Origin of the sequence: Streptomyces eurocidicus, from assembly GCF_002891295.1 — a bacterium.
Classification (GTDB): domain Bacteria; phylum Actinomycetota; class Actinomycetes; order Streptomycetales; family Streptomycetaceae; genus Streptomyces; species Streptomyces eurocidicus.
Window position 1 is genome coordinate 732,453 of the sequence record NZ_LGUI01000004.1, and the last position, 23,393, is coordinate 755,845.

At 73.8% G+C, this 23,393-nt stretch carries 16 protein-coding genes and 1 pseudogene; 5 read left to right on the forward strand and 12 right to left on the reverse strand.

Annotation, left to right across the window (positions count from 1 at the left end):
• Nucleotides 1–49: 49 nt before the first annotated feature.
• Nucleotides 50–919: an ABC transporter permease gene (locus AF335_RS16775; RefSeq protein WP_102919173.1), complete on the reverse strand. Its 870-nt coding sequence runs from the start codon at nucleotides 917–919 to the stop codon at nucleotides 50–52.
• Nucleotides 909–1,766 (reverse strand): ABC transporter ATP-binding protein, encoded by an 858-nt coding sequence (locus AF335_RS16780; RefSeq protein WP_102919174.1) that lies wholly within the window; start codon nucleotides 1,764–1,766, stop codon nucleotides 909–911. The genes AF335_RS16775 and AF335_RS16780 overlap by 11 nt, the downstream gene beginning before the upstream one ends.
• Before the next feature lie 323 nt (nucleotides 1,767–2,089).
• On the opposite strand from AF335_RS16780, the gene AF335_RS16785 reads away from it, so the two are divergent.
• Entirely contained in the window at nucleotides 2,090–3,712 is a 1,623-nt protein-coding gene (locus AF335_RS16785; RefSeq protein WP_228773513.1) for a sensor histidine kinase, read from the forward strand.
• Nucleotides 3,709–4,389 (forward strand): response regulator, encoded by a 681-nt coding sequence (locus tag AF335_RS16790; RefSeq protein ID WP_102919176.1) that lies wholly within the window; start codon nucleotides 3,709–3,711, stop codon nucleotides 4,387–4,389. Before AF335_RS16785 ends, AF335_RS16790 begins: the two co-directional genes overlap by 4 nt.
• A 42-nt stretch (nucleotides 4,390–4,431) precedes the next feature.
• On the opposite strand, the gene AF335_RS16795 is transcribed toward AF335_RS16790, so the two are convergent.
• On the reverse strand, nucleotides 4,432–6,552 hold the full coding sequence (locus tag AF335_RS16795) for a DNA gyrase/topoisomerase IV subunit B (protein WP_102919177.1): 2,121 nt from the start codon (nucleotides 6,550–6,552) through the stop codon (nucleotides 4,432–4,434).
• A gap of 432 nt (nucleotides 6,553–6,984) precedes the next feature.
• Here AF335_RS16795 and AF335_RS16800 point away from each other — a divergent pair, with 432 nt between their 5' ends.
• Nucleotides 6,985–7,215, forward strand: a complete 231-nt coding sequence (locus AF335_RS16800) for a DUF7455 domain-containing protein (protein ID WP_102919178.1) — start codon at nucleotides 6,985–6,987, stop codon at nucleotides 7,213–7,215.
• A gap of 660 nt (nucleotides 7,216–7,875) precedes the next feature.
• Here AF335_RS16800 and AF335_RS16805 read toward each other — a convergent pair.
• From AF335_RS16805 to AF335_RS16835, 7 genes and pseudogenes are all read right to left on the reverse strand, one after another.
• Nucleotides 7,876–8,658: pseudogene (locus tag AF335_RS16805) on the reverse strand (serine protease); the annotation flags it as partial.
• Between the two features lie 146 nt (nucleotides 8,659–8,804).
• Nucleotides 8,805–10,352: an RNA polymerase sigma factor gene (locus tag AF335_RS16810; protein WP_102919272.1), complete on the reverse strand. Its 1,548-nt coding sequence runs from the start codon at nucleotides 10,350–10,352 to the stop codon at nucleotides 8,805–8,807.
• 445 nt (nucleotides 10,353–10,797) lie between these two features.
• On the reverse strand, nucleotides 10,798–11,736 hold the full coding sequence (locus tag AF335_RS16815) for a FadR/GntR family transcriptional regulator (protein WP_102919180.1): 939 nt from the start codon (nucleotides 11,734–11,736) through the stop codon (nucleotides 10,798–10,800).
• A gap of 148 nt (nucleotides 11,737–11,884) precedes the next feature.
• Nucleotides 11,885–13,843: an ABC transporter ATP-binding protein gene (locus AF335_RS16820; protein WP_102919181.1), complete on the reverse strand. Its 1,959-nt coding sequence runs from the start codon at nucleotides 13,841–13,843 to the stop codon at nucleotides 11,885–11,887.
• 451 nt (nucleotides 13,844–14,294) lie between these two features.
• Nucleotides 14,295–15,056, reverse strand: coding sequence for an NUDIX hydrolase (locus AF335_RS16825; RefSeq protein ID WP_087925902.1), 762 nt, complete (start codon nucleotides 15,054–15,056; stop codon nucleotides 14,295–14,297).
• A 78-nt stretch (nucleotides 15,057–15,134) separates the two neighbouring features.
• Complete coding sequence (locus AF335_RS16830) at nucleotides 15,135–17,219, reverse strand: glycogen debranching N-terminal domain-containing protein (protein ID WP_102919273.1); 2,085 nt, start codon at nucleotides 17,217–17,219, stop codon at nucleotides 15,135–15,137.
• Nucleotides 17,220–17,241: 22 nt separating this feature from the next.
• The gene (locus AF335_RS16835) at nucleotides 17,242–18,711 is read right to left on the reverse strand and encodes a DUF4192 domain-containing protein (RefSeq protein WP_102919182.1); all 1,470 of its coding nucleotides are present in this window, start codon (nucleotides 18,709–18,711) and stop codon (nucleotides 17,242–17,244) included.
• Between the two features lie 179 nt (nucleotides 18,712–18,890).
• On the opposite strand from AF335_RS16835, the gene AF335_RS16840 reads away from it, so the two are divergent.
• Complete coding sequence (locus tag AF335_RS16840; protein ID WP_102919183.1) at nucleotides 18,891–21,056, forward strand: RecQ family ATP-dependent DNA helicase; 2,166 nt, start codon at nucleotides 18,891–18,893, stop codon at nucleotides 21,054–21,056.
• 236 nt (nucleotides 21,057–21,292) lie between these two features.
• A complete protein-coding gene (locus tag AF335_RS16845; protein WP_102919184.1) occupies nucleotides 21,293–21,871 on the forward strand; it encodes a hypothetical protein in 579 nt (192 codons plus the stop codon).
• Nucleotides 21,872–21,967: 96 nt separating this feature from the next.
• On the opposite strand, the gene AF335_RS16850 is transcribed toward AF335_RS16845, so the two are convergent.
• Nucleotides 21,968–22,567 carry a hypothetical protein gene (locus tag AF335_RS16850; protein WP_102919185.1) on the reverse strand — a complete coding sequence of 200 codons (600 nt, stop codon included), beginning with the start codon at nucleotides 22,565–22,567 and terminating at the stop codon, nucleotides 21,968–21,970.
• Nucleotides 22,568–22,626: 59 nt separating this feature from the next.
• Complete coding sequence (locus AF335_RS16855) at nucleotides 22,627–23,328, reverse strand: ribonuclease HII (protein ID WP_102919186.1); 702 nt, start codon at nucleotides 23,326–23,328, stop codon at nucleotides 22,627–22,629.
• Nucleotides 23,329–23,393 lie beyond the last annotated feature (65 nt).

The following is a 23,393-nucleotide window of genomic DNA, read 5'->3' on the forward strand; positions in this document are numbered from 1 at the left end:
CGCACGGCCGGAAGTGACGGACGGGGCGTGGGGAGTGCGGTGGGCGGTCTCAGCCGCCCGCGCCCGGATCGGTGGGCTTCCAGCGGAAGAGGCGTTTCTCCGCGAAGGTCAGCAGCCCCTCCGCGAGGAGGGCGACGACGGCGAGGATGACCATCGCGGCGTAGACGCCGGCCGTGTTGAAGGCGCCCTGGGCGCTGGCGATGAGCATCCCGATGCCCTTCATGGCACCGATGTACTCGCCGACGATCGCGCCGATCAGCGCGAAGCCGAAGCTCACATGGAGGCTGGTGAAGATCCAGGAGGTCGCGGACGGGACGACGACCTGAAGGGTCACCCGGCGGTTGCTCGCACCCAGGATGCGGGCGTTGGCCACCAGATTGCGGTCGACCTCGCGGGCGCCCTGGAAGGCGTTGAAGAAGACCGGGAAGAAGACCAGCACGACGGCCGAGGCGACCTTGGACGCGGGGCCCAGCCCGAACCAGATCAGGAAGATCGGCGCCAGCACGATCCGCGGCACCGCGTTGAGCACCTTGATGTACGGGCCGAAGACGTCGGCCAGGAAGCGGACCCGGCCGAGCACGATGCCGAGCACCACACCGGCGAGGACGCCGATGACCCAGCCGAGCAGCGCCTCGTAGAGCGTGTACCAGATCTGCTCGCCGAGCGAGCCCTGCGCGGTGCCGTGCAGCGTCCACTGGACGATCTGGTCCCAGATCGCCGACGGCATCGAGAAGTTGAACGGATCGATCAAGCCATTCCGGGACAGCGCCTCCCACGCGGCGAGCACCGCCACGAGCAGCAGCACCCGGGCCCCGTACACGAGCGCCCTGCGGCGGCGGGCGGCCTGCGCGCGGGTCACCGTCCGGCTGGTGCGGAAGGCGGTGGGCGCGCCGACGGACTCCACGGACTCAAGCGACACGGGAGGCCCCCCTCTCCCGGGTGATGCGGACCTCTTCGCCGAGGGAGGACCAGATCTCGCGGTAGATCTCCACGAACTCCGGCTCCAGCCGGACGGCTTCGACCTTGCGCGGCCGGGGCAGCCGGACGGGGAAGACCTCCTTGACGGTCGCCGGGCCGGCGGTCATCACCACGACCTTGTCGGCGAGCGCGATCGCCTCCTCCAGGTCGTGGGTGACGAAGACGACGGAGGCCGCCGCCCCATCGGCGCGGCTGGCGCTCCACAGCTCCAGGAGTTCGTCCGACATCAGCGCCCGCGTCTGTACGTCGAGCGCCGAGAAGGGCTCGTCCATCAGCAGGATCGCGGGGTCGCACACGAAGGTCTGGGCGAGCGCGACGCGCTTGCGCTGCCCGCCGGAGAGCTGGTGCGGATAGCGGTCGGCGAAGGCGTCGAGGCCGACCCGGCCCAGCCAGTCGCGGGCCCGGTCCCGGGCCTCGGCCTTGGGCACGCCGCGGAAGCGGGGACCGGCCGTCACGTTGGAGAGCACGGTGCGCCAGGGGAAGACCGCGTCCTGCTGGAAGACGAAGCCGACCTCCGGCCGGATCCCGCGCACCGGCTCGCCGCCGACCAGCACCTCGCCCTCGGTCGGCTCCTCCAACCCGCTGACCAGGGTGAGCGTGGTGGACTTGCCGCATCCGGTCGGTCCCACGACCGCCACGAACTCGCCCCGCTCCACGGTGAGGTCGAGATCCCGTACGGCCGTGTGCGCGGCCCCCGAGGGGGTCCGGAACACCTTGCTCGCGCCCCGCAGCTCGATCGCCGGGGTGTGCCCGCCCGGCGCGGGGCCGCCGCGCCTGTCGCCGTTCATCCGCATGCCTCCTTCGCCCGGCCGCCTCGTCGGACCCCCGCTGTCCTGGGGCCCGGTCGGCCGGTGCTGGAGGTTAGGTGCGGCGCGCGGCGACGGCACAGGCTTGTGGGCGCTGTGCGGCTTCCGCGCACGAACCCCGTTCTGCTCGTTCTGCTCACGGTGGAACCTCGCGGTAGCGCAACGAATGCGCCACGGGGCTGGGCTACGGGGGCAGGGCCCGGATACGTTCTGTTGACGCCGCAGAAGCGGACAGCCGCTGAACCGGAATTGACCAATCCGGTCCGGCTGGGCGACTGGCCGGTCCCGCATGGGCGGGAGACGACATGAAAGGGACAGAGATGCGCCCCCGGTGGCCCCGCCGCGTCTTCGCCCAGGTCCTGCTCGTCCACCTCCTGATCATCACCGGGGTCACCGGGCTCGCCGCCGGGCTCTTCCTCGCGCCCCTCGGTGCCCAGCTGGACGAACAGGCCGAGCGCCGGGCGCTGTCCATCGCCCAGGCCACCGCCGCCCAGCCGGGCCTCGCCCACGACCTGCTGGCCGGCAGGCCCACCCCGGACGGCCCGGTCCAGGCCGGCGCCGAACGCGTCCGGCTGGCCACGGGCGCCAGCTATGTGGTGATCGTCGACACCCGGGGCATCCGCTACTCCCACACCACCCCCTCCCGGATCGGCGGCCGCGTCAGCTCCGACCCCGGCCCGGCCCTCGGCGGCCGTGAGTGGACGGGCATCGGGCGGGGCACCCTCGGCCGCTCCGCCCGGGGCAAGGTGCCGCTGCGCGACGGCGAGGGGGCCGTCGTCGGCGCCGTCTCCGTAGGCATCGCCTACGACAACGTGCACGCCCTGCTGATCCGCGCGGTGCCGGGCATCCTGCTCTACGCGGGGGCCGCGCTCGCGGCCGGCGCGCTGGCCGCGGTCGCCGTGTCCCGGCGGCTGCGCAAGCGCACCCACGGCATCGAACTCACCGAGATATCAGCGCTCCTGAACGAGCGTGAGGCCATGCTGCACGGCATCCGCGAGGGCGTGGTGGCGCTGGACCGGCGCGGCCGGGTGCGCCTGGTCAACGACGAGGCGCAGCGGCTGCTCGGCCTCGGGCAGGACGCCATCGGACAGCCCCTCGACACCGTCCTGCCGCCCGGCAGGACCACCGATGTCCTGGCCGGCCGGGTGACCGGTACGGACCTGCTCACCGTGCGGGACGGCCGGGTGCTCGTCGCCAACCGGATGGACACCGCCGACGGCGGCACCGTGGCGACCCTGCGCGACCGCACGGAGCTGGAGCAGCTGCGCAGGGAGCTGGACGGCACCCGGGGGCTGACCGACGCGCTGCGCGCCCAGGACCACGAGCACGCCAACCGGCTGCACACCCTCCTGGGCCTGCTGGAGCTCGGGCTGCACAAGGAGGCCGCCGAGTTCGTCGCGGAGGTGACGGGCGCGCACCGGGCCACCGCCGAGCAGGTCACCGAGCGGGTCCGGGACCCCGTGGTCAGCGCCCTGCTGGTGGGCAAGGGCGCGGTGGCCGCGGAGCGCGGGGTGGCCCTGCGGGTGAGCCCCGGCAGCCGGCTGCCCGACCGGGTGGTGGACGCGCGGGACGTGGTGACGGTGCTCGGGAACCTCGTGGACAACGCCCTGGACGCGCTGGCCGCCGGACCGCGCGGGGAGCCCTGGGTCGAGGTCGACCTGCGCGCGGTGGGCTCCACCGTGGTCCTCCGGGTCTCGGACAACGGGCCGGGCATACCGGAGGCCGCCGGGGAGCTGGTGTTCACGGACGGCTGGTCCACCAAGGAGTCGTCCCCGCACCGCCGCCGGGGCCTCGGCCTCGCGCTCGTACGGCGACTGGCCGAGCGCTACGGCGGCTCGGCGCGGTCGGGTGATCGGGAAGGCGGCGGCGCGGTGTTCACCGTGGAGCTGCCGGAAGCACTGAACCACCTCGAAAGGGTGAATCGATGATCGAGGTCCTGGTCGTGGACGACGACTTCCGCGTCGCCGAGATCAACGCCGCTTACGTCGCACGGGTCCCCGGCTTCCACGTCGGCGCCAAGGCCCACAACGCGGCGCAGGCCATGGCGGTCCTGGAGCGCGGCGGCATCGACCTGGTCCTGCTGGACCACTTCCTGCCGGACGAGACCGGGCTGTCCCTGGTCCGCCGGATACGTCAGCGGGGGCACCTCACCGACGTCATCATGGTGACGGCCTCGCGCGACATCGCGACCGTACAGGCGGCGATGTGTTATGGCGCGCTGCAGTACCTCGTCAAGCCGTTCACCTTCCCCGGGCTGCGGGTGAAGCTGGAGGCGTACGCGCAGCTGCGGCGGACCCTGGACGACGCGGAGGAGGCGGGCCAGGACCAGGTCGACCGGATCTTCGGCACGCTGCGGACGGCGGCCACCAGCGCGCCCCTGCCGAAGGGGCACTCCGCGCCGACGGCCGAGCTGATCCGCCGGGTGCTCTCGGACGCGGCCCGGCCGCTGTCGGCGCACGAGGTGGCGGCCCGCTCCGGGCTGAGCCGCTCGACGGCGCAGCGCTACCTCAAACGGCTGGAGGAGTCCGGGCGGCTCCGGCTCACCCTGAAGTACGGCGAGACGGGCCGTCCGGAGCACCGCTACACCTGGGCGGTGGCCGGCTGACGCGGGCCGGCCACCGCGCTCGTCAAGGCGCCCGAGGGACCGTCAGGCGTCGATGCGCGAGCGGTCCAGCGTCGCCGCCGAGTTGGTGATGAACTCCTTACGGGGGGCCACCTCATTGCCCATCAGCAGGTCGAAGGCGCGCTCGGCCGCCTCCAGGTCGCTGATGTTGATGCGGCGCAGGGTGCGGTGGCGGGGGTCCATCGTGGTCTCCGCGAGCTGGTCGGCGTCCATCTCGCCGAGGCCCTTGTAGCGCTGGATGCCGTCCTTGTACGGGACGTTCTTGCGGTCCAGCTCCAGCAGCGTCTGCCGCAGCTCGCTGTCGGAGTAGGTGTAGATGTACTTGTCCTGGCCCTTCTTCGGGCGGGTGAGCTCCACCCGGTGCAGGGGCGGCACCGCGGAGAAGACCCGGCCCTCCTCCACCATGGGGCGCATGTAGCGCTGGAAGAGGGTCAGCAGCAGACAGCGGATGTGCGCGCCGTCGACATCGGCGTCGGCGAGGAAGATGACCTTGCCGTAGCGCGCGGCGTCGATGTCGAAGGTCCGCCCGGACCCGGCTCCTATGACCTGGATGATCGCGCCGCACTCGGCGTTCTTCAGCATGTCGGAGACCGACGACTTCTGGACGTTCAGGATCTTGCCGCGGATCGGCAGCAGCGCCTGGAACTCGGAGTTCCGGGCGAGCTTCGCGGTGCCGAGCGCGGAGTCTCCCTCGACGATGAACAGCTCGCTGCGCTCGACGTCGTCGCTGCGGCAGTCGGCGAGCTTGGCCGGCAGCGAGGAGGACTCCAGGGCCGTCTTCCGCCGCTGGGCCTCCTTGTGCTGCCGGGCGGCGATGCGCGTACGGGCCGCCGCGACGACCTTCTCCATGACGGCGCGGGCCTGCTGCTTGGCATCGCGCTTGGTGGAGGTCAGGAACGCCTTGAGCTCCTTCGCGACCACGTTCGCCACGATCCGGGTGGCGGCCGAGGTGCCCAGGACCTCCTTGGTCTGCCCCTCGAACTGCGGTTCGGCCAGCCGGACCGTCACCACGGCCGTGAGGCCCTCCATGGCGTCGTCCTTGACGACGTCGTCCTCGGCGACCCTCAGCAGCTTCGACGAGCGGAGCACCTCGTTGACGGTCTTGGTGATGGAGCGCTCGAATCCGGACACGTGCGTGCCGCCCTTGGGGGTGGCGATGATGTTGACGAACGACTTCACGTTCGTGTCGTAGCCGGTGCCCCAGCGCAGGGCGATGTCCACGCCCAGCTCGCGGGTGACCTCGGTCGGCGTCATGTGGCCGCGGTCGTCGAGGACCGGCACGGTCTCCTTGAAGGTGCCCTGGCCCGTCAGCCGCAGCACGTCGCAGACGGCCTTGTCCTGCGCGAGGTACTCGCAGAACTCGCTGATGCCGCCGTCGTAGCGGAACGTCTCCTCGGTGGCGCCCTCGCCGTCGAGGCCGCGCTCGTCCCGGACGACGATCGTCAGGCCCGGCACCAGGAACGCCGTCTGCCGGGCGCGCCCGTAGAGCGTCTCCAGGGAGAGCTTGGCGTCCTTGAGGAAGATCTGGCGGTCCGCCCAGTAGCGCACCCGGGTGCCGGTGCGGGTCTTGGGCACCTTCTTGCCCTTGAGGAGGCCGTTGCCCGGGTCGAAGGGGGCGTCCGGGCCGGACTCGGTGAAGATGCCGGGGACGCCGCGGCGGAAGCTGATGGCGTGCGTCCGGCTGTTCCGGTCGACCTCGACGTCCAGCCGGGCGGAGAGGGCGTTGACGACGGAGGCGCCGACGCCGTGCAGACCGCCGGAGGCGGCGTACGAGCCGCCGCCGAACTTTCCGCCGGCGTGCAGCTTGGTCATGACGACCTCGACGCCGGACAGGCCGGTCTTGGGCTCGACGTCCACCGGGATGCCGCGGCCGTTGTCCCGCACCTCCACGGAGCCGTCGTCGTGGAGGATCACGTCGATCCGGTCGCAGAAGCCGCCCAGGGCCTCGTCCACGGAATTGTCGATGATCTCCCAGAGGCAGTGCATCAGACCGCGGCTGTCGGTCGAGCCGATATACATGCCGGGGCGCTTGCGAACGGCCTCGAGGCCCTCGAGGACGAGCAGGTGCCGCGCGGTGTAGTTGGATCCGTCCCGGTCTGCCCCGGTCAGCAACGCAGTGGACGGCACGGACATATCGGCGGTCACGCGGTTCGCTCCTCGCTGAATTTCTTTTTGGCCCGGGTCGGGCGCAGTGATGGCTCTGTCGCCGTTCAGAGGGTACCGACGCCTGGTAGAGCCTTTGCGCAGCCACCCGTGGGAACGCCCATGCTAGTCCAGGGTCGATCAGATGTTCGATGACTCGATGGGGTGACGTGCACATCACGTTCCCTTGGAGGCATGAACCATTTAGGCTCCGGGCACGTCCTGAACAACAACCCGGCAAGCCGGCCGGGTGGACGAGAACTCCCCAGCGATGTGAAACCGTAAGCCCACGCAATACGGCTCATTCGCCGCCAACCGTCAAGATCCGGCCTGCTCCGAAGGAAGTTTCGAGGAAAAGCCGCGAGCGGGAACGTTTTCGGCCTGGTTGGATGTTGACCCTGGTACGACAGCTCGTCGAGCTAGAGAAGAGGCGACGTGACTACTGTTCTGACCCCCGCGAGCCCGCTGACGGCCGCTGACCGCTGCGACCGGTGCGGCGCTCAGGCTTACCTGCGCGTCGTTCTCATGAGCGGCGGCGAACTGCTCTTCTGCGCCCACCATGGGCGTAAGTTCGAGCCAGAACTCAAGAAGATCGCCGCGGAAATACAGGACGAGACGGAGCGGCTCACCACCCCTCCGGCGTCCGCGTCCGACGAGGACCGCTGAGTCCGCAGTGGAACGCTGACACATCGCATCCGACGACGAGCGAGGTCCGGCCATCCAGGGCCGGGCAGCCGCGGGCGGCCACCCCCACGGGGGAGGCCGCCCGCTCTCGTGCGCGCGCCCGGCCGGCGGGCCTCTCCGGCGGCGCGCCGCGGCGACCCTGCGCGTGTCGCGGCCCGGCGGCCTGACGGCGACCCGGGTGGCAGCGCGTACCGCGGGCCGGGCGCGAGCCGGGCGACGCCGGGGCGCGTGTAGCCGGCCTTCCCGGCCGCGGCAGCGGCGTGGCCCGCGGACCCGTACGCACCTCGGCCCACGGACCCGTACGACCCCCGGCCCGCAACCCCCGCGTCACCCCCAGCGGGCCGCCACAGGCCCTCACTGCCGTCACCACGGCCTCCGGGGGTGCTCCCCGGCACTCCTTTGCCCCGCCGCCCCACGAGGCGGCGAGACGGGCCTCTGGCCCCTCACCGGCACCGGCGGGGGCGGCACGGCGTGCGAGCGGCCCTTCGGCCGTGCCGGCCGGCCGGCGTGCGACGCCGGCTGCCGGCCGTGCTTCCGGGCGACCGGCCCGGCGCCCCCCGTGACCCGGCCCGACCGCGCCTCCGAGGGCGATATCGGCGGAGCGGGCTTCAGTACGTCGACGCTGTGCTCCTTCACCTTGTCGATGGCCGCCGAGATCCGTGTGTACACCCCCGGGTGGCCGGGCTGGGCGCAGCCGCTCCCCCAGGACACCAGCCCCACCAGCCGCCCCCGGGCCACCAGCGGTCCTCCGCTGTCGCCCTGGCAGGCGTCCCGGCCGCCCGCGGGAAGCCCCGCGCAGAGCATCGTGGCCCGCCGGTACACGCCCTCCGCGCTGCCGGGGTACGCCCGCTCGCACTGCGCGTCGTCCATCATGACCAGCCCCGCCGCCCGCAGGGTCTCGGAGTACGTGCCGTTGCCGAACATGTCGCCCCAGCCGTAGACCGCCGTCGGCGTGCCCGTGCGGTAGACGCCGTCGCCCGCCTGCGCCAGCGCGATCGCGCTGTCGTGCGGCAGCGGGTCCTTCAGCGTGAGCACGGCCAGGTCGCCCTCGTTGGTCTCGGTGTCGAAGTCCGGGTTGACCCAGGTGGCACGCAGCTCCAGCTCGGACCCGGACACGCCCCTCAGATCGTCCCGGCCGTAGATCACCCGGAGGTCCTTCGCCTCGCTCACGTCCGTCCCGAGGACCTCGCGGCTGAGGCAGTGCGCCGCCGTGAGCACGGTCCGCTGCCCCACCACGGCACCGCCGCAGAACTGCCCCGAACGGGCGGGGCCGAACCGCTGGCGGCTGGCCAGGGCCACCGCCCAGGGCGCCTCCGCGGCCCGGACGGACTGCCCTCCGACGACCGCCAGGTCCGCCTGCGCGGGGACCGGCGCCGCCAGCAGCAGCGCGACCGCGCCGGCCAACGGGTAGCTCAGCGAACGCATGCACACTCCTGACCGTATGAAGTCCCCTGCATACCCAGGGTCACCCCGTCCGCCGATCATCGCATCCCGAAGCCCGAAGGCCCGGCACCTCGGAAGAGGTGCCGGGCCTTCGGGGACTTTCGGGGAACGGGCGACCGCCCCGGTTTCTAGTCCAGGTAGTCGCGCAGGACCTGCGAACGGGACGGGTGGCGCAGCTTGGACATGGTCTTCGACTCGATCTGGCGGATGCGCTCGCGCGTCACGCCGTAGACCTTGCCGATCTCGTCCAGCGTCTTCGGCTGACCGTCGGTGAGGCCGAAGCGCATGGAGACCACGCCCGCCTCGCGCTCGCTGAGCGTGTCGAGGACGGAGTGCAGCTGCTCCTGGAGGAGCGTGAAGCTGACCGCGTCGGCCGGCACGACCGCCTCGGAGTCCTCGATGAGGTCACCGAACTCGCTGTCGCCGTCCTCACCCAGGGGGGTGTGGAGGGAGATCGGCTCACGGCCGTACTTCTGGACCTCGATGACCTTCTCGGGGGTCATGTCGAGCTCCTTGGCCAGCTCCTCCGGGGTGGGCTCGCGGCCCAGGTCCTGGAGCATCTGGCGCTGGACACGCGCGAGCTTGTTGATGACCTCGACCATGTGCACCGGGATACGGATGGTGCGGGCCTGGTCGGCCATCGCGCGCGTGATGGCCTGGCGGATCCACCAGGTCGCGTAGGTGGAGAACTTGTAGCCCTTGGTGTAGTCGAACTTCTCGACCGCACGGATCAGACCCAGGTTGCCTTCCTGGATGAGGTCCAGGAAGAGCATGCCGCGGCCGGTGTAGCGCTTGGCCAGGGAGACCACCAGACGGAGGTTGGCCTCCAGGAGGTGGTTCTTGGCGCGGCGCCCGTCCTCGGCGATGATCTCCAGCTCGCGCTTGAGCTTCGGGGCGAGCTTGTCGGAGTTCGCCAGCTTGTCCTCGGCGAACAGGCCCGCCTCGATGCGCTTGGCGAGCTCGACCTCCTGCTCGGCGTTGAGGAGGGGGACCTTGCCGATCTGCTTGAGGTAGTCCTTGACCGGGTCGGCGGTGGCACCGGCCACCGCGACCTGCTGCGCGGGAGCGTCGTCCTCGTCGTCGTCGGAGAGGACGAAGCCCTTGTTCTCGCCGGTCTCGTCCTCCTCCTCGCCGGCCTTGCCGGGGGTGGGGGTCTCCTCGACGAGCTCGTCCTCGAGCAGCTCGTCGGCGTCCTTCTTGGAGGCGGTCTTCTTGGCCGCCGTCTTCTTCGCGGTGGCCTTCTTCGCCACCGTCTTCTTGGCCGCCGTCTTCTTGGCGGCGGCCTTCTTCACGGGCGACGCGGTCTCGTCACCCTCGGCGTCGCCGTACGCGCCGACGGACGCGCCGGACGTGGCCTGCCGGGACGTGACCGTCTTGGAGGCGACGGTCTTGGTCGCGGTGCGCTTCGCCGGGCTCTTCGCTGCGACGCTCTTGCGGGTGCGCTTGGGCGCCTCGGCGGCACTGACCATCAGCGTCACACCCTCCTCGTCGAGGACCTGGTTGAGGCTGCGCAGAACATTCTTCCACTGGGTTGGCGGAATCTGGTCAGCCTCGAAGGCCCGACGCACGTCGTCGCCGGCGATCTGCCCCTCGGCCTTTCCCTGCTCGATGAGCGCCATCAGAGACTCGGATTCGGCGATCTCCGGCGGGAGCGTACGGGATGTGCTGGCCGACACGAACAACCTCTCGGAACGATGGAAACGGCTTCCGGCCCCGGTCCGCTCTGAACGACGGACCGGTTCCGACGACCGCCGGCAAAGGATGAACCGACGGCGCGCGGGTGGTGAGTACGGACGGACACAGCACCTCGAACGAGGCCGGTATTCCCTCCGCCGCTGCCACCTCTTTAGTCATCGCACTGCCTCAAAGAGCGTTACGCCCAATCCTCGTGGCCCGAGTCACACCACATAACGGAGTGAAAGGCCATACAAGAGGACATAGCATCCCGTCGCTCTCCGCCGAGGCCCCCGTCCGAGCTCCGAGGGGCGGCCGGCGGCGCCCGTCCCGCGACGGATCGGGCGCGCCCGGCCGGGGTGTCGGCCGCGCGCCCGATCCGCTCCCGCGGTCCCGCGCGCGGCCCGGCCGTACGACCCGGCCCGTACCGTCCCGCCTCTCCCGCGGTCAGTGTTCGCGCGGCGCGGGCACCACGCGCTCGACGTCGGGGTGGGCGATCAGCAGCTGGCGCATGGCGGCCTCCGCCCCGGCGGCGTCGCCCGCGCCCACCGCGTCGACGATCCGGAGGTGGTGTCCGACGCCGGCCTCGGTGGGGCGGTCGCAGCCGCCGGCCGGGGCGCCCGAGACGTGCAGCGCGGCGGAGACGATGCCGGAGAGGTGCTCCAGCATGCGGTTGCCCGCGACCTGGAGGAGCAGGGAGTGGAACTCGGCGTCGGCGCGCGAGAACGTGAGCGAGTCGCCCTGGGCCAGCGCGTGGCCCATGATCTCGGCCATGTCGGCGAGGCGCTGCTGGACGTCCTCCCGGCCGTGCCCGGCGGCGAGGCGGGCGGCGAGCGGCTCGATGGTCCAGCGGAGCTCGCAGAGCTCGCGGCGCTGGTCCTCGCGCTGGGGGCCGAAGGCCCGCCACTCGATGATGTCCGGGTCGAGGAGGTTCCAGTCGGCGACGGGGCGGACCCGGGTGCCTACGTTCGGCCGGGCGCTGACCAGGCCCTTGGCCTCCAGGACGCGCAGGGATTCGCGGACGACGGTGCGGGAGACCTCGAAGCGCTGCCCGATCTCCTCCGGGACGAGGGGGCGGTCGGCCCCCAGGTCCCCGGAGACGATCATCTGGCCCAGCTGCTGCACGAGCTGTCCGTGCAGCCCTCGGCCCCGGCTGCCGGCCGCGCGGCGGCCGGCCCGGCTGAGCTCCGCCTCGCTGTCCCAGGCGGGTGGGGTCCCACGGTCGGCCCCGGGGGCCTCTCCGTAGGAGTATCGGTCCAGCTCGCCCGGGCCTGTGAGGCCGGAGTCGGAGGGGCGAGCCGCGGTCATCATGGTGTGCGCAAGGGTACTCACGCCTCCTTTGTCGGCGACACCTCCAGCTCCCTTGAGGTCTTTGGTGAAAAGCACACGAAAGGGTGATCGCCCATTACCTCATAATTGACGCCTAACTGTGCGGAAACGGGCGTACTTCCTGGGCGCTTTGAATGCGGAGCGTGACATTCGAGGCGCCGGGCTCACGGGGAGTTCATGGGCGTGAGCGGGCGGGCGCGCGCCCTCACCGCGGGCGACCGCGGAACACGGTGAGAACGTACGCGCCGAGGAGCGCGGTCAGCGAGAGCGCGAGGCCCCACCCGACGGGCTGGGAGACCAGCCGCAGGGCCGCCGAGACGCCCTGGTCCACACCGGAGGGCCACTGCACGACGGCCGCCGAGCGCAGCCGCTCCGGGAGCCCGACCAGCGACCGGGCCGCGGGCTCGGCCAGCAGCCCGCCCAGCACGGGGACCACCAGGGTCGGCACCGCCAGCACCGCCACCAGCCCGAGCGCCGTGGACCGGAACAGGCCGGCGGCGAGCAGGCCGGCCCAGGCGCAGCCCAGGGTGAGCCCCGCCCAGCCGGCGAGCGCGACGGCCAGTTCGCCGGAGGGGCCGACGGTGACGTCGCCGAAGAGCAGCCCGACCGCCGCCGCGTCGAGGGCGACGGAGGCGAGCGCGAGCAGCAGGGCGGCGGCGGCCGTGACGGCGAGCTTGGCGCCGAGGAGGCCGAGGCGGCGGGGGACGGTGCCCTGGTCGGGGGCGAGCGCGGGGTAGCGGAACTCCTGGCCGAAGGAGAGCGCGCCGATGAACCCGGCGCCGAAGGCGGCCGGGGGCAGCGGCAGCAGGGTGGGCCAGCCGGTGAACAGGCGGGGCTCGGGCGATCCGGTGCGGGCGAGGAGCACCGAGGCGAGGACCGAGACGAGGAGCGCTGCGGCGGCCGCCACCCAGGCCGTACGCACCCCGGCGGTGCGGCGGAGTTCGTAGCGGAGCGGCCAGGCGGGGTCGGACGCCGGGAGGCGGGGCTGGACGCGGGGGGACAGGGCGGAGCGGGCTGCCGCGCGGCCGCTCCGGGCGGACCGGCCACGGGCTTCCGCCCGACCGAGGGGCGCACCGGGCTTTCCGGGCACCTCAAGCGCATCAGGTGCCTCAGGCGCCCTGGGCGGTGACTCGGCGGGAGTGGCGGTGTCGGCGGGGGCGGCAAGGCCAGTGGGATCAGGGAGGCCGGTGGGGTCGGGGACGGGCCGCCTGCCGTCGGCGCGCGGCAGGGGGGCCACCGGGCCGGTGTCGCCGACCTCCTCGGTCAGCCGGTGGACGAGGATGCCGTGGCGGTAGGCGACCTCCCCCACGGCGGCACAGCTGCTGTTGTAGACGGAGAGCCGGCCGCCGCCCTCGTTGACGACCTCCATGCGCGGCCCCGCGTCGGCGGCTCCCGCGGCATCCGTGGCACCCCGGACCTCCGCGGCACGGCCCGCGTCGGCCTCGGAGTCGAGGACATGGGCGAGGCGGTCGGCGAGCGGGGTCCGCACGGCGACGCGAGGGCGCAGCCGGGTGCGGGCGAAGTCGTCGACGACCTGGTCGGCCACGAGGCGGCCGTGGTCGATGGTGACGACCTGGTCGGCGAGGCGGGCGGCCTCCTTGGGGTCGCGCGAGGTGACGAGGACGGCGCCGCCCTGGCTCGCGTAGCCGCGCAACAGCCCGTGGAGCCAGGCGGTCTCGCGGGGGGAGAGCTCATGGGCGGGCTCGTCGAGGACGAGCGAGTGCGGGTCGCCGAGGAGGGCGGCGGCGAGCCCGAGGCGGCGGTCCATGCCGAGGGAGAAGGTGCCGAGGCGCTGGTCGGCGAGACCGCTGAGGCCGACGACCTCCAGGACCTCGTCGGCGCGGGCCACGGGGACCCCCGCGGCCGCGCTGAGCATGCGCAGATGCCCCCGGGCGGTACGGGAGGGGTGCCCGGGGACGTCGCCCAGCAGCACCCCGATCTCACGGGTGGGGTGCGGGACGCGGTCGAGGGGGCGGCCCCGGAAGAGCGCGACACCCCGGCCGGGGTCGAGGCGCAGGACCAGACGCAGCGCGCTGGTCTTTCCGGCACCGTGCTCCCCCAGCAGGACGGTGACCTTCCCGGGACGCGCCTCGAAGGTGAGGTCGGCCACGGCGAGCGGTTGATTGCGGCGGGGAGCGCTGGTCAGTCCGATGGCCTGGATCATGGCTTCTCCCGCAGGGCGTGAGACGGCTCGGCGGCGCCAGGGCGCACGCGAACGTGAGGACGCACGGGAGCACGGTAACCCGGTATGTCCTATTTGTTACGCAATACATGCGCCGGGTGTCCGCGTGTCCCGCACCGGCCCGGGGCAGCCGCGAGCACCGGGCGACCGCGCGGCCGACCGGGCCGCCGACCGGTCGCTCGGGGCGGGTCCGGGACAGGGCCGGGACAGGGCCAAGGTGGGGCCACCGGGGCCGGAAAGCCGGCTTCCGGGCAAGCGCGCGTCAGGGCCCGGGCAGACGGCCGAGGAAGGCACACGGCAGGACGGAAGGAGGCCGGAAGCACCCTCCGGCCGGGCCGAGCGCCGGCCTTCCCGGTCGCCGGCCTTCCCGGTCGCTGTATCTCCCGGTCGCCATGCCCGCGGCCGCACCGCCCGTGCCGCACTCCGGTGGCCGCTACGCCTCCGGCCGCAGCATCGGCGGGTTGAGCAGGGTGGCCCCGCCGGCCCGGAAGAGCTGAGCGGGCCGCCCGCCCTGACGCGTCGTCGTCCCTCCCGTCGGCACCAGGAAGCCCGGGGTGCCGGTCACCTTGCGGTGGAAGTTGCGCGGATCCAGCGCGACGCCCCACACCGCCTCGTACACCCGGCGCAGCTCCCCGACGGTGAACTCCTGGGGGCAGAAGGCGGTGGCGAGCGAGGAGTACTCAATCTTGGAGCGGGCGCGCTCGACGCCGTCCGCGAGGATCCGGGCGTGGTCGAAGGCGAGCGGGGCCGCCTGCTCGTCCTCGCGGGCGTACCCGACCTCCTGGTCCAGCAGGTCCTCGACGGGCGCCCAGCGCACGCTCCGGGCGTCACCACCCGCGCGCGGCGCCGGCAGGTCCGGCGCCAGCGCGAGGTGCGCCACGCTGACCACCCGCATCCTGGGGTCGCGCTTGGGGTCGCCATAGGTGGCGAGCTGCTCGAGATGGGCGGCGTTGGGCAGCAACGGTCCGGCCGGGTCGTGGGCGTGCAGCCCGGTCTCCTCGGCGAGCTCCCGCGCGGCCGCCGTCGAGAGGTCCTCGTCGCCCCGCACGAACCCGCCCGGGAGCGCCCAGCGACCCTGGTACGGAGGCTCGCCGCGGCGGACGGCGAGCGCGCACAGCGCGTGGCGGCGCACGGTGAGCACGACCAGGTCGACAGTGACAGCGAAGGGCGGAAAGGCCGACGGGTCGTAGGGCATGACGCGATCATAGTCGTCTGCTTGACGATAAACAGGGTCTTGCGGACGCCCCTGAAGCGTCCCGTCGAAGAGTTCCACTCACACCCCCAGCTGCAGGCCATCGGCCGCTTCCTCGACCATCCCGAGCCCGAGTCTGCTGATCCGCACGGCGAACGGCTGCTCGGCCACCCGCAGGCCGGTGAACCGCAGCGCACCGAGCGGCGTCGTGCGGAGCGGGCGGACGGCCACACTGCCCGCAGGCACATCGGGCCGCACCCCGGCGAGCGTGGTCAGCAGTTGCACCGCGCCCGCGGCGGCGACGGCGGCCGGGCGGCAGGCCGCCGGGTGGGGCAGCGGAGTGCTTCCGGTCACCCGCTGCTCGCCCGCGTACATCTCCGGCAGGCGGTGGCCGAAGGACTCGGCGGCGTCGATGACGCCGCGCAGCAGCCCGCCCGCCTCCTGCTCATAGCCCGCGGCCGCCAGCCCCGCCACGGCCACGGCCGTCTCATGGACCCGCACGGCCCCGCTGCGGTGCCCGAACGGATTGTGCCCGGGCTCCTTGGCGCCGAGGCTGCGCAGCCCCCAGCCGGAGTCGAGGGCCGGCCCGCCGAGCAGCCGGGCCAGCTGCTCGGTCCGCACCTTGTCGAGCAGCCCGGGAGCGTGGGTGCCCGCGCCGAGCAGGCCGGTGTCGAGCAGGTGTGCGGCGGCGGAGCCGAGGTGCGGTATCAGGCGCCCGTCGGGCGTCCGGGCGGCGGCGGGGCGGCCGCCCCCGGGGTCCTCGATCCAGAACTCCTCGCGGAAGCGGCTCCGCAGCCCGGCGGCCCACGTCCGCCACCACTCCGCCCCGGGCCGGCCGTGGGCCTCCAGGAGATCGGCGCCGAGCAGCGCCGCCCGGTGGGCGTGCGCCTGCACCTCACAGCGGTACGGCCCGGTGGGCAGCGGGTCGGCGAGACAGCCGCCCGCCGCCGTACCGTCCCCCGCGACGGCGGACCGCAGCCACTCCAGGCACCGCTCGGCGGCCGGCAGCAGCGCCTGGGCCTCCCGTTCGGGCAGCCCCCACCGCCGGGCCTCGGCGAGGACGACCGGGAAGAGCAGCGTCGCCTCGATGCCCGTACAGCCCGGCGGCAGATGGGACCCCGTATGGCGCAGCGCTCCGGGGAAGCTCCCCCTGTCCGGGCCGGTGCCGGCGATCTGGGTGCGGGCCAGGGTCCGCAGGGTCCCGGCGGCGACCCGGACGCCCAGCGGCAGCGTCATCCGGGCCGCCCAGAGCGCCTCGGCCGGGGCCAGCCCGCAGCGCCAGGGGACGCCGGCCGCGAGGTGTACGTCGCCCGGTTGCGCGGGGTCGCGCAGCAGCAGCGCCCGGAGGTCGTCGAGGGCCGCCGCGAAGAGGGCCGCCGCGCGGGGGTCGTCCCCGTCGGCCTCCGCGTCCCCCCAGGGCAGGGTGGCTCCCCGCCCGCCCGAGGCCGCGGCCTCGGGCGGGCGTGCCCGGCCCGGCTGTTCCAGCCCCGCGCGGAGCTCGATGGCCCTCGTGCCGCCCGGGGGCAGGTCGATCTCCCAGCACAGCAGGCCGGCGGAGGCCAGGGTGTCACCGGGCGCGGGCTCGGCTGTGACCACGGCCTGCGCGCCGGGCGCCGCCCACCGCAGTCCGGAGGCGTGCACGGCGGCGGGCACCTCCGGGCCGGGCATTCCCGCCGCGACAGCGCCCAGCTCGGCCAGGTCGGTGCCCAGGGACACCTCCACCCGCAGCCGCAGCGGACGGATGGCGGTGCTGCGCAGGACGACGCGCTCCACACCTTCGGCGGAGCGGAGCCGTTCGACCGTGACGGCCGGATCCGGACCGGAGTCCGCGGCGGTCCGCACGGTGCCGACGAAGCGGGCGCGGTCGGCGGCGAGCATCCGGCCCTGGACGGGCAGCGGGTGCTCTCCTCCGACCCGCACCAGACAGCGCGCGAGAATCCGCCGCCCGCCGCGGTAGAACCCGTCGAGCCCCTGGCCGGTCATCTGTCCGTGCTCCCCGGAGATAGCGAGGGCCGGCAGCGCGACACAGATCAGGGCCGTGTGCACGGCCTGCGGACCGGACGGCCGCACACCGCCGGTCCGCTGCTGCGGCGCCGGGGGACGGCGGGTCGGCCTGCCTTGGGGGGCGATGCCTTGCACGTGTCTGCACTCCCCTGCGGGTGTCATGGCCCAGGACGACGGGCAACGCTTACGGGCCACCCGGATGAACGGCACCGGACCGGTCGAAGTCACGGTGACGCTCGGCACGTCGCGCGCCCGGGCCGCGCCGACGGGTGTCACCGGGAGCCCCTCTGCCCGTCGCGGACCTCGCGCGCCGAGCTCCTGCGCCGCACGCGCGGGCGGCCCGCGGGCCCGGTGGCACCACCCGGGCCCGACCCGCCGGCGGGGCCCCGGGCCTGCCGCCTCGCCGCGCGGCCCGGCGCGGCCGCTCCTCCTCCACCGCCGAGGCCGCCGACTCCACCCGGGTCGCGGCGGCCTCTGCCCGCACGGCGGCCTGCAGCGCCCGGTCGGCCTGCTCCCGGCGCAGGCAGTGGCGCAGCGGCTCCGGGTCCAGGCCCTCGTTGCAGGCCCTGTGCAGGAGCTGGGCGAAGAGGTACCGGGGGTCGAGGCTCAGGGCGCGGCTGAGCGCGACCCGGGCCTCGGGGTGGTCGCCGATGGACCAGGCGACCCAGCCCGCCAGGGTCACGGGAGCGGTCGCGTGCTCGGTGTATGGGGGCACACAGCGCCGGGCGACGGCCCGCCACACCCGGAGCACCGCCGGGGCCTGCGGGCCCTCCATCCATTCCGCGGCGCGGTCGCGCGTCGTGCGGTCCTGGAGCCCGATGATCAGCGCGGCGGCCTCCTCGGCGGTGAGGAGGGTGTCGTCACGGGCGTCGGACTCGGCCCGGCCGGGCACGGGCGGCGCCTCGTCGAACCGGCGCACCAACCGGCCGGTGAGGGCCAGGGTCTCCTGCCGCACGTCCTCGCAGTCGGCGCCGCGGAGGATGCGCGGGACCAGCGCGAAGGCCGCCGCGTCGAGCGCCCGCTCCTGCTCGTCGGCGCAGTCGCCGGACAGGGGGGCGAACCGGGCTTCCATCTGACGCAGCGACCCCCGCACCTCGATGCCCGCGTAGGTGGCGGCGGCCGCCATGACAGAGGTGCCGGGAAGGGCCAGGGGCGTGCCGTCGGGCGGGCAGCAGCGGGGGTCGGGGCAGCAGTAGGACCAGAAGCGGCCGTCGGAGATGCACAGTGCCTCGTGGACCGGCATGTCGAGCCGGCCGCACGCGAGGCGCAGGGTCTGGGCGAGCGGACGCAGCCGCTCCATCACTTCGCCCGGGGTCTCGCCGGGCGCGGGGTCCTGGCAGAAGAAGAGGACGACTCCGTCGGGGCGGGCGCCGCGCTTGCTGCTGCCGGACAGCAGCGTCTCGGCGAGCAGGGTGCAGACGTCGGGCCACTCCTCGCGGAGGGGCGGGATGCCGAGCCTGAGCCGGCCGCCGAAGCGGCCGCGCTCACCGTGCAGCGCGACCATGACTACGGAGTCGTCCGGCCTGAAGCCCAGAAGATACGGGAGCGCGTCGGCCAGCTCGGCCGGGCTGCACAGGGTGACCTGCTGTTCCGCGTGCGAGCCCGACGCGGTGGTGGAGGTGGACGGGCGGGGCGAGTCGTTGTGCTGAGTCATGGCGAGAGAGTCGCGTGGATCCGGCACGTCCCACCAGCCCTGTGGATAACTCCAGAATGATGGTCATACGAACCTCTGTGGACAACGCTCCTTCGCCTCGCCCGGATCTCCCCGCCGGGTTTTCCACAGGCGGGCGGTCTCGTTCGCGCGATGTCAGTGGGCTCGTGTTGCATGGGGGCATGACCAACGAAGATCTGCGCCACTCGGCCGACACCGTCCTGGCCCGCCTCGTCGGAGACCGCACGGGCACAGCGAGACTGCGCGAGGATCAGTGGCGCGCGATCGAGGCGCTGGTCGCCCACCGCCGCCGTGCGCTGGTCGTCCAGCGCACGGGCTGGGGCAAATCGGCCGTGTACTTCGTCGCGACGGCGCTGCTGCGCGAGCGCGGCAGCGGCCCCACGGTGATCGTCTCGCCCCTGCTGGCGCTGATGCGCAACCAGGTGGAGGCCGCCGCCCGGGCCGGCATCCGCGCGCGCACGATCAACTCGTCCAACACCGAGGAGTGGGACACCGTCCAGGCGGAGGTGGCCGCGGGCGAGGTCGACGTGCTCCTGGTCAGCCCGGAGCGGCTGAACAATCCGGACTTCCGCGATCAGGTCCTGCCCAAGCTCGCCGCCGCCACCGGCCTCCTGGTCGTCGACGAGGCGCACTGCATCTCCGACTGGGGTCACGACTTCCGGCCCGACTACCGCCGGCTGCGGACGATGCTGGCCGAGCTCTCCCCCGGCGTCCCCGTCCTCGCGACGACGGCCACCGCCAACGCCCGGGTCACGGCGGACGTCGCCGAGCAGCTGGGCACGGGAGAAGGGGCCGAGGAGGCGCTCGTGCTGCGGGGGCCGCTGGACCGGGAGAGCCTCAGCCTGAGCGTGCTGAACCTGCCCGACGCCGCCCACCGGCTCGCCTGGCTCGCCGACCGGCTCGGCGATCTGCCGGGGTCCGGCATCATCTACACCCTCACGGTGGCCGCGGCGGAAGAGGTCACGGCGTTCCTGCGGCGCCGCGGCCACACGGTCGCCTCCTACACCGGCAAGACGGAGAACGCCGACCGGCAGCAGGCGGAGGAGGACCTCCTCGCCAACCGCGTCAAGGCCCTCGTCGCCACCTCCGCGCTGGGCATGGGGTTCGACAAGCCGGATCTGGGCTTCGTGGTCCACCTGGGTTCCCCCTCCTCCCCCATCGCCTACTACCAGCAGGTGGGACGCGCCGGGCGCGGTGTGGAGCACGCCGAGGTGCTCCTCCTGCCGGGCCGGGAGGACGAGGCGATCTGGAAGTACTTCGCGTCCCTCGCCTTCCCCCCGGAGGAGCAGGTCCGCCGCACGCTGGACGTCCTGGCCGCCGCCGGCCGGCCCCTCTCCCTGCCCGCCCTGGAGCCGCAGGTGGAGCTGCGGCGCTCCCGCCTGGAGACGATGCTCAAGGTCCTCGACGTGGACGGCGCGGTGCACCGCGTCCGCGGCGGCTGGACGGCGACCGGCCGGCCGTGGGCGTACGACGGCGAGCGCTACGCCTGGGTCGCCCGGCAGCGTGAGGCGGAGCAGCAGGCCATGCGCGACTACGCCGCCACCACGGAGTGCCGGATGGAGTTCCTGCGGCGGCAGCTCGACGACGAACAAGCCGCGCCCTGCGGCCGCTGCGACAACTGCGCCGGCTCCCGGTTCACCGCCGAGGTGTCCTCCGTGGCGCTCGACGCCTCCCGGGGAGAGCTGGGCAGGCCGGGCGTCGAGGTCGAGCCGCGCCGCATGTGGCCGACGGGGATGGCCGCGGTCGGCGTGGATCTGAAGGGGCGCATCCCGGCGGGCGAGCAGGCCGCTCCGGGCCGGGCCCTCGGGAGGCTCTCCGACATCGGCTGGGGCAACCGACTGCGGCCCCTCCTGGCCGCGCAGTCACCGGACTGCGTCATTCCTGATGATGTGGCGGACGCGGTCGTGACCGTTCTCGCCGACTGGGCCCGGGGGCCGGGCGGTTGGGCGACCGGCGCTCCCGACGCGCTCGCCCGGCCGGTGGGCGTGGTCACCCTCGACTCCCGGACCAGGCCGCAGCTGATCCGGTCGCTGGGCGAGCGCATCGCCACGGTCGGGCGCATGCCCCTGCTCGGCACGGTCTCCTACCGGGACACGGGGACGGACACCCGGCTGCCGCGGACCAACAGCGCGCAGCGACTGCGGGCGTTGGACGGCGCCCTGACCGTGCCGCCGGACCTCGCCGCCGCCCTGGCCAAGGCCGGCGGGCCCGTCCTGCTGGTGGACGACCTCTCCGACACCGGTTGGACGCTCGCCGTGGCCGCCCGGCTGCTGCGGCGCGCCGGGGCGCGGGAGGTGCTCCCGCTGGTGCTGGCGGTGCAGGGGTAGGAGCGCGGGGCCGACGGGGCGGCAGAGCGCGCCCGGGCGCCTGCAGCGCGGCACGGGGCGGGCCCTCGTGAGTGGCGCCAATTGATCGTTGCCGCCTGCCGGTGCGGCCGGGAGAATTGGAGCAGCTCCCCGCCCCGCCCGACCTGACCGCTCACGGGCCCACGGGCAGGACTGCCTTCGCGCGTACCCCGGCCGACGCCCGCCCTGCCCGTGGGCCCGCAGACGAAGGGAGGCTCATGGCCTTCGGCTTCGCTCCGCCCCCGCCCGCCGACTCCGGCCCCCGCATCGGCCGGCTGCTCGAACCCGCCGAGTGGACCGCCGCCGGAATCCCTTTGCTGCGCAACCCCCGCGAAGTGATCACCGGTCTGCACACCCGGCACCGTCCGGCACCGTCGACGGCCGTCGTCGCCGTCCTCGACCACGAGGAACGGGTCACCGCGAGCGCGTCCTTCGCCCGGCGGGCCACCGCCCCGGACGGCTGGGAGCTCCGTAACGAGCTCCTCACCCAGCTGCGTCTGGTGATCCCCCACGATCTGCGCCGCCGCACCCCGGTGAGGACGGCGGTGCTGCTCTACTGCCGGGCCGGTGAGGCCCATTGGACGGAGGAGGACGGGGCGTGGATGTGGGGGCTGCGGGACGCCTGCACCCTGCACGGGCTGCGCTGCGGCGCGTACATCACCCTGACCACGAGCGGCTGGCGGATCCTCGGCGAGGGGCGCAGCGGGCGCCGGCCCCGCTCGCCCGTACACCGGACGGCGCGGCTCACCTCCGGCGGCGGGGCGCCCGAGGCGCACCGCCACACGGCGGCTCGCTGACGCCCCGGCCCTGGCAGCGCCCTCCCCCGTCCGGGTACGCGAACGGCGGCCGTCCTCCCCGCGGGGGGGGGTGGGCGGCCGCCGGACGGCTCGGGCTCAGACGCCCGCCGGAAGAAGGGCATTGACCCGCTGCGGGTCGCCGCAGACAACCAGCAGCGCACCGGCGCGGGCCACCGCGGCGGCCACCGCCTCGTCGCCACCGCCGTTGACGGCGACGATCACGACGGGACGGCCCTTCGCACGGGTGGCGTCGGCCGCCGCGTAGAAGACGTCGTCGCCGGCGTCGTGCTGCGCCCAGTAGGACGCCTCGCCGAACGACAGCTCGTGCGCGGCCCACGGGTGCGGGTCGCCGGTGGTGAGCACCAGGATCTCGCCCGGCTCACGGCCGGTGTCGAGCAGCAGGTCGACGGCCTCGTCGGCCGCGGCCAGCGCACCCTGCGCGGGCGCGGGGATCAGCTGGACCTGCGGTCCGGCGGCGGGAACCGGGGTGGCCGGGGCCGCCGCCGTGGTGCGCGGAGCGCGCGGCGACGGGATCGGGGCGCGGTCGGCTCCGGCGCCGCCGGGCCGCGTCGGGACCGGTCGGGGGCCGGGGCCAGGAACGGGACGGGGGGTCTGCGCGCTGCGGCCGGGGTTCGGAACGGCGCGGGGACCCGGGACACTCTCGTGAATCTGAGGCTCCTCGGGGATGAGAGGCATGAGTTGATATTTATCAAACGCCGGTGCGAGTCGCGTCGGCGGGTGGCGGTTCGGGCCACTCAGAAGTCAAAGCCGAGCTGGCCACCCGCCTCCAGAGCAAGTGCTTCGGGGGCGCTACGGGCCCGCTTGAGGTGCTGCCACCTGGGCAGCGCGTCCAGATAGGACCAGGACAGTCGGTGGTGCGGGGTGGGGCCCAGCGCCTCCAGGGCCGTGCGGTGCACCGGCGAGGGATATCCGGCGTTGTCGCAGAAGCCGAATTCGGCGTACTCCGCGCCCAGTTCGGCCATCATGGCGTCGCGCCGCACCTTGGCGATCACGGAGGCGGCGGCGACCACCACACAGGACTGGTCGCCCTTGATGACCGTACGGACCTTCCACGGGTCCCCGAGGTAGTCGTGCTTACCGTCGAGGATCACGGCGTCGGGCCGTACGGGCAGCGCCTCCAGCGCACGTGTCGCGGCCAGCCGCAGCGCCGCCGTCATACCCAGCTCGTCGATCTCCTGTGGGGAGGAGTGGCCGAGGGCGTGGGCGGTGACCCAGCTCTCCAGCACGTCGGCGAGCGCGGTCCGCCGCTTGGGGGTCAGGAGCTTGGAGTCGGTCAGCCCCTCCGGGGGGCGGCGCAGGCCGGTGACAGCCGCGCACACGGTGACCGGCCCGGCCCAGGCCCCTCGACCGACCTCGTCGACTCCGGCGACGATCTTGGCTCCGGTCGTGGCGCGCAGGGAGCGCTCGACGCTGTGGGTAGGCGGTTCGTACGGCATGGCGCCAGCAAGCGTACGCCCCCGTCGCCGACCCGAGTAGCCCCGCCCCCTCCCCTTTTCGCCGG

Excerpts from the sequence above, each read along its gene's own strand:
- AF335_RS16780 (WP_102919174.1), bottom strand. The coding sequence starts at position 1,766 with ATGAACGGCGACAGGCGCGGCGGCCCCGCGCCGGGCGGGCACACCCCG.
- AF335_RS16785 (WP_228773513.1), top strand. The coding sequence starts at position 2,090 with ATGAAAGGGACAGAGATGCGCCCCCGGTGGCCCCGCCGCGTCTTCGCC.
- AF335_RS16790 (WP_102919176.1), top strand. The coding sequence starts at position 3,709 with ATGATCGAGGTCCTGGTCGTGGACGACGACTTCCGCGTCGCCGAGATC.
- AF335_RS16820 (WP_102919181.1), bottom strand. The coding sequence starts at position 13,843 with ATGATCCAGGCCATCGGACTGACCAGCGCTCCCCGCCGCAATCAACCG.
- AF335_RS16825 (WP_087925902.1), bottom strand. The coding sequence starts at position 15,056 with ATGCCCTACGACCCGTCGGCCTTTCCGCCCTTCGCTGTCACTGTCGAC.
- AF335_RS16830 (WP_102919273.1), bottom strand. The coding sequence starts at position 17,219 with ATGACACCCGCAGGGGAGTGCAGACACGTGCAAGGCATCGCCCCCCAA.
- AF335_RS16835 (WP_102919182.1), bottom strand. The coding sequence starts at position 18,711 with ATGACTCAGCACAACGACTCGCCCCGCCCGTCCACCTCCACCACCGCG.
- AF335_RS16840 (WP_102919183.1), top strand. The coding sequence starts at position 18,891 with ATGACCAACGAAGATCTGCGCCACTCGGCCGACACCGTCCTGGCCCGC.
- AF335_RS16845 (WP_102919184.1), top strand. The coding sequence starts at position 21,293 with ATGGCCTTCGGCTTCGCTCCGCCCCCGCCCGCCGACTCCGGCCCCCGC.
- AF335_RS16850 (WP_102919185.1), bottom strand. The coding sequence starts at position 22,567 with ATGCCTCTCATCCCCGAGGAGCCTCAGATTCACGAGAGTGTCCCGGGT.
- AF335_RS16855 (WP_102919186.1), bottom strand. The coding sequence starts at position 23,328 with ATGCCGTACGAACCGCCTACCCACAGCGTCGAGCGCTCCCTGCGCGCC.